This is a genomic window from Streptomyces smyrnaeus, from assembly GCF_017676345.1.
GTDB lineage: Bacteria > Actinomycetota > Actinomycetes > Streptomycetales > Streptomycetaceae > Streptomyces > Streptomyces smyrnaeus.
The window spans coordinates 69,122-84,000 of sequence record NZ_JAFFZM010000016.1 but is presented as its reverse complement, the minus strand read 5'-3'; the positions used below and the strand labels follow the sequence as shown (position 1 = coordinate 84,000).

At 67.3% G+C, this 14,879-nt stretch carries 9 protein-coding genes; 8 read left to right on the top strand and 1 reads right to left on the bottom strand.

The genetic code is table 11. The features are described from left to right. Positions 1 to 156 precede the first annotated feature (156 nt). The 8 genes from rpoB (at position 157) to panD (ending at position 13,831) form a co-directional block, all read left to right on the top strand. Positions 157 to 3,639 carry a DNA-directed RNA polymerase subunit beta gene (gene rpoB / locus JW613_RS24685; protein WP_209213126.1) on the top strand — a complete coding sequence of 1,161 codons (3,483 nt, stop codon included), beginning with the start codon at positions 157 to 159 and terminating at the stop codon, positions 3,637 to 3,639. A 92-nt stretch (positions 3,640 to 3,731) separates the two neighbouring features. Then, complete coding sequence (locus tag JW613_RS24680; protein ID WP_209213217.1) at positions 3,732 to 7,631, top strand: DNA-directed RNA polymerase subunit beta'; 3,900 nt, start codon at positions 3,732 to 3,734, stop codon at positions 7,629 to 7,631. 275 nt (positions 7,632 to 7,906) lie between these two features. Further along, positions 7,907 to 8,374, top strand: a complete 468-nt coding sequence (locus JW613_RS24675) for a DUF1707 and DUF4190 domain-containing protein (RefSeq protein ID WP_209213216.1) — start codon at positions 7,907 to 7,909, stop codon at positions 8,372 to 8,374. 357 nt (positions 8,375 to 8,731) lie between these two features. Continuing rightward, a complete protein-coding gene (gene rpsL, locus JW613_RS24670) occupies positions 8,732 to 9,103 on the top strand; it encodes a 30S ribosomal protein S12 (RefSeq protein ID WP_003948652.1) in 372 nt (123 codons plus the stop codon). A gap of 2 nt (positions 9,104 to 9,105) precedes the next feature. After that, the gene (rpsG, locus tag JW613_RS24665) at positions 9,106 to 9,576 is read left to right on the top strand and encodes a 30S ribosomal protein S7 (protein WP_019354980.1); all 471 of its coding nucleotides are present in this window, start codon (positions 9,106 to 9,108) and stop codon (positions 9,574 to 9,576) included. 39 nt (positions 9,577 to 9,615) lie between these two features. Then, entirely contained in the window at positions 9,616 to 11,739 is a 2,124-nt protein-coding gene (fusA, locus tag JW613_RS24660; protein ID WP_209213125.1) for an elongation factor G, read from the top strand. A 271-nt stretch (positions 11,740 to 12,010) separates the two neighbouring features. Further along, positions 12,011 to 13,204 carry an elongation factor Tu gene (gene tuf / locus JW613_RS24655; RefSeq protein WP_209213124.1) on the top strand — a complete coding sequence of 398 codons (1,194 nt, stop codon included), beginning with the start codon at positions 12,011 to 12,013 and terminating at the stop codon, positions 13,202 to 13,204. Positions 13,205 to 13,408: 204 nt separating this feature from the next. Beyond that, positions 13,409 to 13,831: an aspartate 1-decarboxylase gene (gene panD, locus JW613_RS24650; RefSeq protein WP_209213123.1), complete on the top strand. Its 423-nt coding sequence runs from the start codon at positions 13,409 to 13,411 to the stop codon at positions 13,829 to 13,831. Positions 13,832 to 13,924: 93 nt separating this feature from the next. Here the strand turns inward: panD and JW613_RS24645 are convergent, their stop codons facing one another. Continuing rightward, entirely contained in the window at positions 13,925 to 14,875 is a 951-nt protein-coding gene (locus JW613_RS24645; RefSeq protein ID WP_209213122.1) for an NAD(P)H-dependent flavin oxidoreductase, read from the bottom strand. Positions 14,876 to 14,879: the final 4 nt, after the last annotated feature.

Below are 14,879 nucleotides of genomic sequence, written 5' to 3'. Positions count from 1 at the left end.
GACCGGGGCGTGAGCCGGTTTCCCGTAATCCTTTCTGGACATCAGTGGGCCTTGTGGCTACACTGACCCTTTGCGCTGCCTATTAGCTGCCCCCTGCCCGTCACCAGGGGCACCGGTATGCGTGTAGAGAGTCCGAGCCCTCGGAAGGACCCCCTCTTGGCCGCCTCGCGCACTGCCTCGACTGCCAATTCGAACAACGGCGCCAGCACTGCCCCGCTGCGTATCTCTTTTGCGAAGATCAAGGAGCCCCTCGAGGTTCCGAACCTCCTTGCGCTCCAGACCGAGAGCTTTGACTGGCTGCTCGGCAACGACGCCTGGAAGGCTCGCGTCGAGGCCGCGCTGGACAGTGGACAGGACGTCCCCACCAAGTCCGGTCTGGAAGAGATCTTCGAGGAGATCTCCCCGATCGAGGACTTCTCCGGGTCGATGTCGCTGACCTTCCGCGACCACCGTTTCGAGCCCCCCAAGAACTCGATCGACGAGTGCAAGGAGCGCGACTTCACGTACGCCGCGCCGCTCTTCGTCACGGCTGAGTTCACCAACAACGAAACCGGTGAGATCAAGTCCCAGACGGTCTTCATGGGCGACTTCCCGCTCATGACCGACAAGGGCACCTTCGTGGTCAACGGCACCGAGCGTGTCGTCGTCACTCAGCTCGTCCGCTCGCCGGGTGTCTACTTCGACTCGACCATCGACAAGACCTCCGACAAGGACATCTACTCCGCCAAGATCATCCCGTCTCGCGGCGCCTGGCTGGAGATGGAGATCGACAAGCGCGACATGGTCGGTGTGCGCATCGACCGCAAGCGCAAGCAGTCCGTGACCGTGCTGCTCAAGGCCCTCGGCTGGACCTCCGAGCAGATCCTGGAGGAGTTCGGCCAGTACGAGTCCATGCGCGCCACCCTGGAGAAGGACCACACCCAGGGTCAGGACGACGCGCTGCTCGACATCTACCGCAAGCTGCGTCCGGGCGAGCCCCCGACCCGCGAGGCCGCGCAGACGCTGCTGGAGAACCTCTACTTCAACCCGAAGCGCTACGACCTGGCCAAGGTCGGCCGGCACAAGGTCAACAAGAAGCTCGGCGGCGACGAGCCGCTGAACTCCGGCGTGCTGACCACCGCCGACATCGTCGCCACGATCAAGTACCTGGTGAAGCTGCACGCGGGTGAGACGGAGTCCACCTCCGCCGAGGGCGACGAGATCGTCATCGAGACCGATGACATCGACCACTTCGGCAACCGCCGCCTGCGCAACGTCGGCGAGCTGATCCAGAACCAGGTCCGCACCGGTCTGGCCCGTATGGAGCGCGTCGTCCGCGAGCGGATGACCACCCAGGACGTCGAGGCGATCACGCCGCAGACGCTGATCAACATCCGGCCGGTCGTCGCCTCCATCAAGGAGTTCTTCGGCACCAGCCAGCTGTCCCAGTTCATGGACCAGACGAACCCGATCTCCGGGCTCACCCACAAGCGCCGTCTCAACGCGCTCGGCCCGGGTGGTCTGAGCCGTGAGCGGGCCGGCTTCGAGGTCCGTGACGTGCACCCCTCGCACTACGGCCGGATGTGCCCGATCGAGACGCCGGAAGGCCCGAACATCGGTCTGATCGGCTCGCTCGCCTCCTACGGGCGCGTCAACGCGTTCGGCTTCGTCGAGACGCCCTACCGCAAGGTCGTCGACGGCACCGTCACCGACGAGGTGCACTACCTCACGGCCGACGAGGAGGACCGCTTCGTGATCGCCCAGGCGAACGCTCCCCTCACCGAGGAGATGCGGTTCGCCGAGGACCGGGTGCTGGTCCGCCGCCGTGGCGGCGAGGTCGACCTGATCCCGGGCGACGACGTGGACTACATGGACGTCTCGCCGCGCCAGATGGTGTCGGTGGCCACGGCCATGATTCCGTTCCTGGAGCACGACGACGCCAACCGCGCGCTGATGGGCTCGAACATGATGCGGCAGGCCGTGCCGCTCATCAAGGCCGAGTCGCCGCTGGTCGGCACCGGCATGGAGTACCGCTGCGCGGTCGACGCCGGTGACGTCATCAAGGCCGACAAGGACGGTGTCGTCCAGGAGGTCTCCGCCGACTACATCACGGTGGCCAACGACGACGGCACGTACACCACCTACCGGGTGGCCAAGTTCACCCGCTCCAACCAGGGCACCTCCTTCAACCAGAAGGTGCTCGTGGACGAGGGCGCCCGCGTCATCGAGGGCCAGGTGCTGGCCGACGGCCCGTCCACCGACGAAGGTGAGATGGCGCTCGGCAAGAACCTGCTCGTGGCCTTCATGCCGTGGGAGGGCTACAACTACGAGGACGCGATCATCCTCAGCCAGCGGCTGGTGCAGGACGACGTCCTCTCCTCGATCCACATCGAGGAGCACGAGGTCGACGCCCGCGACACCAAGCTGGGCCCCGAGGAGATCACCCGGGACATCCCGAACGTCTCCGAGGAGGTGCTGGCCGACCTCGACGAGCGCGGCATCATCCGCATCGGCGCCGAGGTCGAGGCGGGCGACATCCTCGTCGGCAAGGTCACCCCGAAGGGTGAGACCGAGCTGACCCCCGAGGAGCGGCTGCTGCGCGCGATCTTCGGTGAGAAGGCGCGTGAGGTCCGTGACACCTCGCTGAAGGTGCCGCACGGCGAGACCGGCAAGGTCATCGGCGTCCGCGTCTTCGACCGCGAGGAGGGCGACGAGCTGCCTCCGGGCGTCAACCAGCTGGTGCGCGTCTACGTCGCGCAGAAGCGCAAGATCACCGACGGTGACAAGCTCGCGGGCCGGCACGGCAACAAGGGCGTCATCTCGAAGATCCTGCCGGTCGAGGACATGCCGTTCCTGGAGGACGGCACCCCGGTCGACGTGATCCTCAACCCGCTGGGTGTCCCCTCCCGGATGAACCCGGGCCAGGTCCTGGAGATCCACCTGGGCTGGCTGGCCTCCCAGGGCTGGAAGGTCGAGGGCTCCGAGGAGTGGATGCAGCGCCTCCAGGCGATCGGCGCGGACGACGTGGCGCCCAGGACGAACGTGGCCACGCCGGTCTTCGACGGTGCCCGTGAGGACGAGATCGCCGGTCTGTTCCAGGCCACGCTGCCGAACCGGGACGGCGACCGCATGGTCCAGCCCTCCGGCAAGGCGCAGCTGTTCGACGGCCGTTCCGGCGAGCCGTTCCCGGACCCGATCTCGGTCGGGTACATGTACATCCTCAAGCTGCACCACCTGGTCGACGACAAGCTGCACGCCCGTTCGACCGGTCCGTACTCCATGATCACCCAGCAGCCGCTGGGTGGTAAGGCCCAGTTCGGTGGCCAGCGCTTCGGTGAGATGGAGGTGTGGGCCCTGGAGGCGTACGGCGCCGCGTACGCACTGCAGGAGCTGCTCACCATCAAGTCCGACGACGTCACCGGCCGCGTGAAGGTCTACGAGGCCATCGTCAAGGGCGAGAACATCCCCGAGCCGGGCATCCCCGAGTCCTTCAAGGTGCTCATCAAGGAGATGCAGTCGCTCTGCCTCAACGTCGAGGTGCTGTCCTCGGACGGCATGTCGATCGAAATGCGCGACACCGACGAGGACGTCTTCCGCGCGGCGGAGGAGCTCGGAATCGACCTGTCCCGGCGCGAGCCGAGCAGCGTCGAAGAGGTCTGACGGAGTCGGCCGGGGCGCGCTCCCCGCGTCCCGGCCTTCCCCGCGACCCCGTTCAGACCATTGACATACGACCCTGAGAGGGATTGACGAGAGTGCTCGACGTCAACTTCTTCGACGAACTGCGAATTGGCCTTGCCACCGCTGACGACATCCGTCAGTGGTCGCACGGCGAGGTCAAGAAGCCGGAGACCATCAACTACCGCACCCTCAAGCCGGAGAAGGACGGACTCTTCTGCGAGAAGATCTTCGGCCCCACCCGGGACTGGGAGTGCTACTGCGGCAAGTACAAGCGCGTCCGCTTCAAGGGCATCATCTGCGAGCGCTGCGGCGTCGAGGTGACCCGCGCCAAGGTGCGCCGTGAGCGGATGGGCCACATCGAGCTTGCCGCTCCCGTGACCCACATCTGGTACTTCAAGGGTGTTCCCTCCCGCCTGGGCTACCTGCTCGACCTGGCGCCCAAGGACCTGGAGAAGGTCATCTACTTCGCGGCGTACATGATCACGTACGTCGACGAGGAGCGCCGCACCCGCGACCTGCCCTCCCTGGAGGCGCATGTCGGTGTGGAGCGCCAGCAGATCGAGCAGCGCCGTGACGCCGACCTCGAGGCCCGCGCCAAGAAGCAGGAGAGCGACCTGGCCGAGCTGGAGGCCGAGGGCGCCAAGGCGGACGTGCGCCGCAAGGTGCGCGAGGGCGCCGAGCGCGAGATGAAGCAGATCCGCGACCGCGCCCAGCGCGAGCTGGACCGGCTGGACGAGGTCTGGAACCGCTTCAAGAACCTCAAGGTGCAGGACCTGGAGGGCGACGAGCTGCTCTACCGCGAGCTGCGCGACCGCTTCGGGACCTACTTCGACGGCTCCATGGGCGCTGCCGCGCTGCAGAAGCGCCTGGAGACCTTCGACCTGGACGAGGAGGCCGAGCGGCTCCGCGAGATCATCCGCACCGGCAAGGGCCAGAAGAAGACCCGTGCGCTGAAGCGGCTCAAGGTCGTCTCCGCGTTCCTGCAGACCAGCAACAGCCCCAAGGGCATGGTGCTGGACTGCGTGCCGGTCATCCCGCCGGACCTGCGTCCGATGGTGCAGCTGGACGGTGGCCGCTTCGCGACCTCCGACCTGAACGACCTGTACCGCCGTGTCATCAACCGCAACAACCGCCTGAAGCGGCTTCTCGACCTCGGTGCGCCCGAGATCATCGTCAACAACGAGAAGCGGATGCTGCAGGAGGCCGTCGACGCGCTGTTCGACAACGGCCGCCGCGGCCGTCCGGTCACCGGTCCGGGCAACCGTCCGCTCAAGTCGCTGTCCGACATGCTCAAGGGCAAGCAGGGCCGCTTCCGGCAGAACCTGCTGGGTAAGCGCGTCGACTACTCGGCCCGTTCCGTGATCGTCGTCGGCCCGCAGCTCAAGCTGCACCAGTGCGGTCTGCCCAAGGCGATGGCGCTGGAGCTGTTCAAGCCGTTCGTGATGAAGCGGCTGGTGGACCTCAACCACGCGCAGAACATCAAGAGCGCCAAGCGCATGGTCGAGCGCGGCCGCACGGTCGTCTACGACGTGCTGGAAGAGGTCATCGCGGAGCACCCGGTGCTGCTCAACCGTGCACCGACGCTGCACCGCCTCGGCATCCAGGCCTTCGAGCCGCAGCTGGTCGAGGGCAAGGCCATTCAGATCCACCCGCTCGTGTGCACCGCGTTCAACGCGGACTTCGACGGTGACCAGATGGCCGTGCACCTGCCGCTGTCGGCCGAGGCCCAGGCCGAGGCCCGCATCCTGATGCTGTCCTCGAACAACATCCTCAAGCCGGCCGACGGCCGGCCGGTGACGATGCCGACGCAGGACATGGTCCTGGGTCTGTTCTTCCTCACCACGGACGAGGAGCAGCGCGTCACCAAGGGCGACGGCCGCTCGTTCAACTCCACCGCGGAAGCGATCATGGCGTTCGACGCCGGGGAGCTGTCGCTCCAGGCGAAGATCGACATCCGGTTCCCGGCCGGCACCACTCCGCCGCTGGGCTGGACCCCGCCGGCGCCCGAGGAGGGCGAGCCCGAGTGGCAGCCCGGTGACCCGTTCCGGCTGCGTACCTCCCTGGGCCGTGCGCTCTTCAACGAGCTGCTGCCCGAGGAGTACCCGTTCGTCGACTACACCGTGGGCAAGAAGCAGCTCTCCCAGATCGTCAACGACCTGGCCGAGCGCTACCCCAAGGTCGTCGTCGCGGCGGCGCTGGACAACCTGAAGTCCGCCGGTTACTACTGGGCGACCCGTTCGGGTGTGACCATCGCGATCACGGACGTCGTCGTCCCGGACGCCAAGCCGGAGATCATCGCCGGTTACGAGGCGCAGGACGAGAAGGTCCAGAAGCAGTACGAGCGCGGTCTGATCACCAAGGACGAGCGCACGCAGGAGCTCATCGCCATTTGGACCAAGGCGACCAACGAGGTCTCCGAGGCGATGAACGAGAACTTCCCGAAGACGAACCCGATCTTCATGATGGTGGACTCGGGCGCCCGAGGGAACATGATGCAGATGCGTCAGATCGCCGGTATGCGCGGTCTGGTGTCGAACGCGAAGAACGAGACCATCCCGCGGCCCATCAAGGCGTCGTTCCGCGAGGGTCTCTCCGTGCTGGAGTACTTCATCTCCACGCACGGTGCCCGTAAGGGTCTCGCCGACACCGCCCTGCGTACCGCCGACTCGGGTTACCTCACCCGTCGTCTGGTCGACGTCTCGCAGGACGTGATCATCCGCGAGGAGGACTGCGGCACCGACCGCGGCCTCAAGCTGACGATCGCCTCCAAGGGCGAGGACGGCGTGCTGCGCAAGGCGGAGGACGTCGAGACCAGCGTGTACGCGCGCTGCCTGGCCGAGGACATCGTCGTCGACGGCATGGTGCTGGCCCCGGCCGGTACCGACCTGGGCGACGTGCTCATCGACGAGCTGGTCCGGCACGGTGTGGAGACCGTCAAGACGCGGTCCATCCTCACCTGCGAGTCGCACGTGGGCACCTGCGCCATGTGCTACGGCCGCTCGTTGGCCACCGGCAAGCTGGTCGACATCGGCGAGGCCGTCGGCATCATCGCCGCCCAGTCGATCGGTGAGCCCGGCACCCAGCTGACGATGCGTACCTTCCACACCGGTGGTGTGGCCGGTGACGACATCACCCAGGGTCTGCCGCGTGTGGTCGAGCTGTTCGAGGCCCGTACGCCCAAGGGCGTCGCGCCGATCTCGGAGTCGGCCGGCCGGGTCCGGATCGAGGAGACGGAGAAGACCAAGAAGGTCGTCGTCACCCCCGACGACGGCTCGGACGAGACGTCCTACAGCGTCTCCAAGCGGGCGCGCCTGCTGGTGGGCGAGGGCGACCACGTCGCCGTCGGCCAGCGGCTGACCGTCGGTACGGAGAACCCGCACGACGTGCTCCGCATCCTCGGCCAGCGCGCGGTGCAGGTGCACCTGGTGGGCGAGGTCCAGAAGGTCTACAACTCGCAGGGTGTGTCGATCCACGACAAGCACATCGAGATCATCATTCGGCAGATGCTGCGCCGCGTGACGATCATCGAGTCCGGCGACGCCGAGCTGCTGCCCGGTGAGCTGGTGGAGCGCACCAAGTTCGAGTCGGAGAACCGGCGCGTGGTGCAGGAGGGCGGCCACCCGGCCTCCGGCCGTCCGCAGCTGATGGGCATCACCAAGGCCTCGCTGGCCACCGAGTCCTGGCTGTCGGCGGCGTCCTTCCAGGAGACGACCAGGGTGCTGACCGACGCGGCGATCAACGCCAAGTCGGACTCCCTGATCGGCCTCAAGGAGAACGTCATCATCGGTAAGCTCATCCCGGCCGGTACGGGCCTGTCCCGCTACCGCAACATCCGGGTCGAGCCCACCGAGGAGGCGAAGGCCGCGATGTACTCGGCCGTCGGTTACGACGACATCGACTACTCGCCCTTCGGCACCGGCTCCGGCCAGGCGGTTCCGCTGGAGGACTACGACTACGGGCCCTACAACGCCTGAGTCCGACGCAACGCCACGGGGCGGTCTCCCTTCACGGGGGGCCGCCCCGCGGTCGTATCCGTAGGGCTGTGAACCGGCCACGGACGGCCTGCGTCATGGATGATGGGGGGAGACGGCAAGTTCGAGCTGGGAGGTGGGGGCCGGTGGCGTTCGGACCGTGGAATCCTGGAGGTGCCCCGGGCCAGGGGTACAACCCCGGGCTCGTCTCGAAGCAGGGGCAGCCCGGGCAGCCCCCTGGCGGTGTGCCCGTGCAAAGTCAGCCGCAGATGGGGGCGATGCGCGCCTCGCACACCGACCGGGAGCGGGCGATCGACGTCCTGAAGGCCGGATTCAGCGAAGGCCGGCTGGGTCAGGAGGAGTACGAGCAGCGGCTGGCGCGGGCGTCGCAGGCGCAGACGTACGCGGACCTGAGCGTGCTCATCGCGGATCTGCCGCAGGGCCCGGTGCCCGTGCCGGTACCGGCGCCGCAGCCCACCTATCCGGTGGTGCCGCGCACCTTCTTGCCGGCGCCGCCGCCGAGCACCAACGGTTCGGCGATCGGTGCGCTGGTCTGCGGGATCCTGACGCCGATGTACGGGCTGACGGCGATCCCGGCGGTGATCCTCGGGCACAAGGCGAAGGCGGAGATCCGCAGGACCGGTGAGCAGGGGGACGGCTTTGCCACGGCCGGTCTGGTGCTGGGCTGGCTGGCCATCGGGACCGTCCTGGCGATCATCTTCGGGGTGATCGTGGCGTCGAGCTGACGGGACGGGCGGCGGCCCGTCCCGCCGGGCGGTGGCGAGCTGTCCTGTGTGCCCTTCTTCTCGCAGGTCGGGGGCGCTATGGTGGCCGGTCCATTTGTTTTGACCCCAGCCGATGAGGTAGGTACCCTCAATCTCTGTGCCTGGGGTGTCCCCTGCGCTGTTGTCCCCCGCGGATGTGGTACCCGCAACTGCGGCGACGGTGCGCGCAGCATGAGACACCGAATCTGCATGCTTCTCACCATGGAGAAGTCCTCCGCCCTCGGCGGAGATCTGCAGCCTTCGACACACCCGACCTCGTGGGTCGGGTATGGCCCAGGTTAGCTTTACCGAGACTGGCACACAGAAACCGGAGAAACGGTGCCTACGATCCAGCAGCTGGTCCGCAAGGGCCGGCAGGACAAGGTCGAGAAGAACAAGACGCCCGCACTTGAGGGCTCGCCCCAGCGTCGAGGCGTCTGCACGCGTGTGTTCACGACCACCCCGAAGAAGCCGAACTCGGCCCTGCGTAAGGTCGCCCGTGTGCGCCTGACCAGCGGGATCGAGGTGACCGCCTACATTCCGGGTGAGGGTCACAACCTGCAGGAGCACTCCATCGTGCTCGTGCGTGGTGGCCGTGTGAAGGACCTGCCGGGTGTTCGCTACAAGATCATCCGCGGCTCCCTCGACACGCAGGGCGTCAAGAACCGCAAGCAGGCTCGCAGCCGCTACGGCGCCAAGAAGGAGAAGTAAGAATGCCTCGTAAGGGCCCCGCCCCGAAGCGCCCGGTCATCATCGACCCGGTCTACGGCTCTCCTCTGGTGACCTCCCTCATCAACAAGGTGCTGCTGAACGGCAAGCGCTCCACCGCTGAGCGCATCGTCTACGGCGCCATGGAGGGGCTGCGCGAGAAGACCGGCAACGACCCGGTCATCACGCTCAAGCGTGCCCTGGAGAACGTCAAGCCGACCCTTGAGGTCCGCTCCCGTCGTGTCGGTGGCGCCACCTACCAGGTTCCGGTCGAGGTCCGCCCCGGCCGCTCCTCCACGCTCGCGCTGCGCTGGATCGTGGGGTACTCCCGCGCCCGCCGCGAGAAGACCATGACCGAGCGTCTGATGAACGAGCTGCTCGATGCCTCCAACGGGCTCGGCGCCGCCGTGAAGAAGCGCGAGGACACGCACAAGATGGCCGAGTCCAACAAGGCCTTCGCGCACTACCGCTGGTAGTCGCTACCCCCATCGAGACCGAGAGAAGACTGAAGCCTTATGGCTACCACTTCACTTGACCTTGCCAAGGTCCGCAACATCGGGATCATGGCGCACATCGACGCGGGCAAGACGACGACCACCGAGCGGATCCTTTTCTACACCGGTCGTAGCTACAAGATCGGTGAGGTCCACGACGGCGCTGCCACGATGGACTGGATGGAGCAGGAGCAGGAACGCGGCATCACCATCACGTCCGCCGCGACGACCACTCACTGGCCGCTCAACGGCGTCGACTACACCATCAACATCATCGACACCCCGGGCCACGTCGACTTCACCGTCGAGGTGGAGCGTGCGCTGCGCGTGCTCGACGGTGCCGTGACGGTGTTCGACGGTGTCGCCGGTGTGGAGCCGCAGTCCGAGACGGTGTGGCGGCAGGCCGACCGCTACGGCGTTCCGCGTATCTGCTTCGTCAACAAGCTCGACCGTACCGGCGCGGAGTTCCACCGCTGCGTCGACATGATCAGCGACCGCCTGGGTGCGATTCCGCTGGTCATGCAGCTGCCGATCGGCACCGAGGCGGACTTCAAGGGCGTCGTCGACCTGGTGTCGATGAAGGCCCTCGTCTGGTCGCCCGAGGCCAAGATGGGCGAGATGTACGACACCGTCGACATCCCGGACACCCACGCCGAGGCGGCCGAGGAGTGGCGCGGCAAGCTGCTCGAAGCCGTCGCGGAGAACGACGAAGAGATGATGGAGCTGTACCTGGAGGGCCAGGAGCCCACCGAGGAGCAGCTCATGGCGGCGATCCGCCGGGTGACCCTCGCCTCCACCGGTGGCGAGGACGTCGTCACGGTGACGCCGGTCTTCTGTGGCACCGCGTTCAAGAACAAGGGGGTGCAGCCGCTGCTCGACGCGATCGCGCGGTACCTGCCGTCCCCGCTGGACGTCGAGGCCATCGAGGGCCAGTCCCCGAAGGACGCCGAGGAGATCATCAAGCGTCGTCCCTCCGAGGAGGAGCCGATGTCGGCGCTGGCGTTCAAGATCGCCAGCGACCCGCACCTCGGCAAGCTGACCTTCCTGCGTGTCTACTCGGGTCGCCTGCACACCGGCACCCAGGTGATGAACTCGGTGAAGGGCCGCAAGGAGCGCATCGGCAAGATCTACCGGATGCACGCGAACAAGCGTGAGGAGATCGAGTCGGTGGGTGCCGGCGACATCGTCGCCGTCATGGGTCTCAAGCAGACCACCACCGGTGAGACCCTCTGCGACGCGAGCAACCCGGTGATCCTGGAGTCGATGGACTTCCCGGCCCCGGTCATCGAGGTCGCCATCGAGCCCAAGTCCAAGGGCGACCAGGAGAAGCTGGGCGTCGCGATCCAGCGGCTGGCCGAGGAGGACCCGTCCTTCCAGGTCAAGACGAACGAGGACACCGGCCAGACGATCATCGCGGGCATGGGCGAGCTGCACCTGGACGTGCTGGTCGACCGCATGAAGCGCGAGTTCAAGGTCGAGGCCAACGTCGGTAAGCCGCAGGTGGCCTACCGCGAGTCGCTCCGCAAGAAGGTCGAGAAGGTCGACTACACCCACAAGAAGCAGACCGGTGGTTCCGGTCAGTTCGCAAAGGTGCAGATCGACGTCGAGCCGCTCGAGGGCGACGGCTACGAGTTCGTCAACCAGGTCACCGGTGGCCGTATCCCGCGGGAGTACATCCCGTCCGTGGACGCGGGCTGCCAGGAGGCCATGGAGTTCGGCGTGCTGGCGGGCTACCCGCTGACCGGCGTCCGCGTGACGCTGCTCGACGGTGCCTACCACGACGTCGACTCCTCCGAGATGGCCTTCAAGATCGCCGGTTCCATGGCGTTCAAGGAGGCCGCCCGGAGGGCGAGCCCGGCCCTGCTGGAGCCGCTGATGAAGGTCGAGGTGACCACGCCCGAGGACTACATGGGCGAGGTCATCGGCGACATCAACTCGCGGCGCGGCCAGGTCCAGTCGATGGACGACCGCGGCAACGCGAAGCTCGTCACCGGTCTGGTACCGCTGTCGGAGATGTTCGGCTACGTCGGAGACCTGCGCAGCAAGACCTCCGGCCGTGCCACGTACTCCATGCAGTTCGACTCCTACGGCGAGGTTCCCCGGAGCGTCGCCGAGGAGGTCATCGCGAAGGCCAAGGGCGAGTAATCCACTCGCTCAGGGGCGAGTGAGCCACTCGTCCAGGGGCGAGCGGGACATCCGCACTCACCCCTTAGGCTGGAGCAAAGGCATTCGGGGCACTCCGGTACAGATCGCTCGGTCATCGAGCGGACTGTACCGGGGCGCTCCGGCCGCCGGCCCACCCCAAGCGAACAGGTCAAGGGCGTCCCCCTAGGGGTCCTGACCGGTTCGGTACGACCACCTGAACCCCTCCGCAAAATGTGGAGGGTGTACAGCACCAGTCCACAGGAGGACCCCAGTGGCGAAGGCGAAGTTCGAGCGGACTAAGCCGCACGTCAACATCGGCACCATCGGTCACATCGACCACGGCAAGACCACTCTTACCGCGGCGATCACCAAGGTGCTGCACGACGCGTACCCGGACCTGAACGAGGCTTCGGCCTTCGAGAACATCGACAAGGCGCCCGAGGAGCGCCAGCGCGGTATCACCATCTCCATCGCGCACGTCGAGTACCAGACGGAGAACCGTCACTACGCCCACGTCGACTGCCCGGGTCACGCGGACTACATCAAGAACATGATCACCGGTGCTGCCCAGATGGACGGCGCCATCCTCGTGGTCGCCGCCACCGACGGTCCGATGCCGCAGACCAAGGAGCACGTGCTCCTGGCCCGCCAGGTCGGCGTTCCGTACATCGTCGTCGCCCTGAACAAGGCCGACATGGTGGACGACGAGGAGATCATGGAGCTCGTCGAGCTCGAGGTCCGTGAGCTGCTCTCCGAGTACGAGTTCCCGGGCGACGAGGTTCCGGTCGTCAAGGTCTCCGCGCTCAAGGCCCTCGAGGGCGACAAGGAGTGGGGCGAGTCCGTCGTCAAGCTGATGCACGCTGTCGACGAGGCGATCCCGGCTCCGGAGCGCGACACCGACAAGCCGTTCCTCATGCCGATCGAGGACGTCTTCACGATCACCGGTCGCGGTACGGTCGTCACCGGCCGTATCGAGCGCGGTACCCTCAAGGTCAACGAGAATGTCGACATCATCGGCATCAAGGAGACCAAGACCTCGACCACCGTCACCGGTATCGAGATGTTCCGCAAGCTCCTCGACGAGGGCCAGGCCGGTGAGAACGTCGGCCTCCTGCTCCGCGGCATCAAGCGCGAGGACGTCGAGCGCGGCCAGGTCATCATCAAGCCGGGCTCGGTCACCCCGCACACGGAGTTCGAGGCGCAGGCGTACATCCTGTCGAAGGACGAGGGTGGCCGTCACACCCCGTTCTTCAACAACTACCGCCCGCAGTTCTACTTCCGCACCACCGACGTGACCGGCGTGGTGACCCTCCCCGAGGGCACCGAGATGGTCATGCCGGGCGACAACACCGAGATGAGCGTCCAGCTCATCCAGCCCGTCGCCATGGAAGAGGGCCTCAAGTTCGCCATCCGTGAGGGTGGCCGGACCGTGGGCGCCGGCCAGGTCACCAAGATCATCAAGTGACCTAGCGCGACCAGCGCGCGAACGCTCGCGCGTCGGCCTCGGCCGAGAAGAGGGCCCGTACGGCTGCGAAGCCGTACGGGCCCTCTTCGTATGCGCGCGTACGGACCCTCTTCGTATGCGCGGCTTGCGCTCGTACGATGGACGGGTCGGCGCGCACCCCTGACCGACGGGGGCGCGACCCTTTTTCCTCATACGGAGTGAACTGTGCTGCGCACCATGTTCAAGTCCAAGATCCACCGGGCCACGGTCACCCAGGCCGATCTGCACTACGTCGGGTCGGTGACCATCGACGCCGACCTGCTGGACGCCGCGGACCTGCTCCCCGGCGAGCTGGTCCACATCGTCGACATCACCAACGGCGCCCGGCTGGAGACCTACGTCATCGAGGGCGAGCGGGGGAGCGGAGTCCTCGGCATCAACGGCGCCGCCGCCCACCTCGTCCACCCCGGGGACCTGGTCATCGTCATCAGCTACGCCCAGGTGGACGACGCGGAGGCCCGTGCGATGCGGCCCCGCGTCGTCCATGTGGACGCGGAGAACCGGATCGTGGCGCTGGGCGCCGACGCGAGCGAGCCGCCGCTCGGCTCCGACGCGGAACGGCCACCGTATGCGGTGCCGCACCCCTGAACCGGGCGCGCCCCGAAGGGGCGCGGGGAGCTGCGCGAGGACCACGACTCACCCGCAGCCCGCGATGCACCGCCAGGGGCAGCCCCTCTCCGGCTAGGCGACCTCCCCGTGAAGAATTCGCTCCGCCGTGTCCACGACATCCCGCACGATCTCCGCGGTTGGCCGGACGTCACGGATGAGCCCTGCCGACTGCCCGGCCATCGGCAGGTACGCGTGGATCCGCCCCTCGCGCGCGGCCTGCATCAACTGGGGCCCGGCGAGGGCCGGATCGACACGTTCGGGGTGCTCTTCCAACTCGTCGAGGAACGGCGTACGCAGCGAGCGCGGCACGCTGTGGCAGCCGGGCCGGGAGAAGGGCGGCAGGACGCGGTCGTGCTGGGTCACTTTGACCGCGTCCCGCCCGTCCGACGCCACGATCCGCTGCTTCCACTCCTCGCTGATGTTCATCTCCGCCGAGGCGAGCAGCCGGGTGCCCAGTGCGACGCCCTGTGCGCCGAGCGCCAGTGCGGCGGCCAGCCCGCGCCCGTCGGCGATACCGCCCGCCGCGACGACGGGAACGCCCCCGGCCACATCGACCACCTGCGGCACCAGCACCATCGTGCTGACCTCCCCACCGTGTCCGCCCGCCTCGCCGCCCTGTGCGACGATCACGTCCGCCTCGGCCCGGACCGCCTGCTCCGCTTCGCGCACGTCCTGAACCTGCTGGACCCAGAGGATTCCGGCCTCGTGCGCGCGTGCCACCAGATCGGCGGGCACGCTCATATGGAAGGAGATCGCTGCGGGCCGCTCCTCGATGGTCGCCTGGAACGCCTCCTCGTTGAACGGTCGCATCGTGTGGTTCACGGCGAACGGCCGGTCGGTCAGCTGCCGCAGCCGCGTCCACTGCTCCCGGAGGGCCGGCAGCGGCCCTCCGGTGCCGACAGATCCCAGCCCGCCCGCCCGGCAGACGGCTGCCGCCACCTCCACCTCCTCGAACGGCCCGAACGGCGCGCCGATCACCGGCACGTCGATGCCGAGCGTCTCGCAGAGGGGGGTACGGAGCATGGTG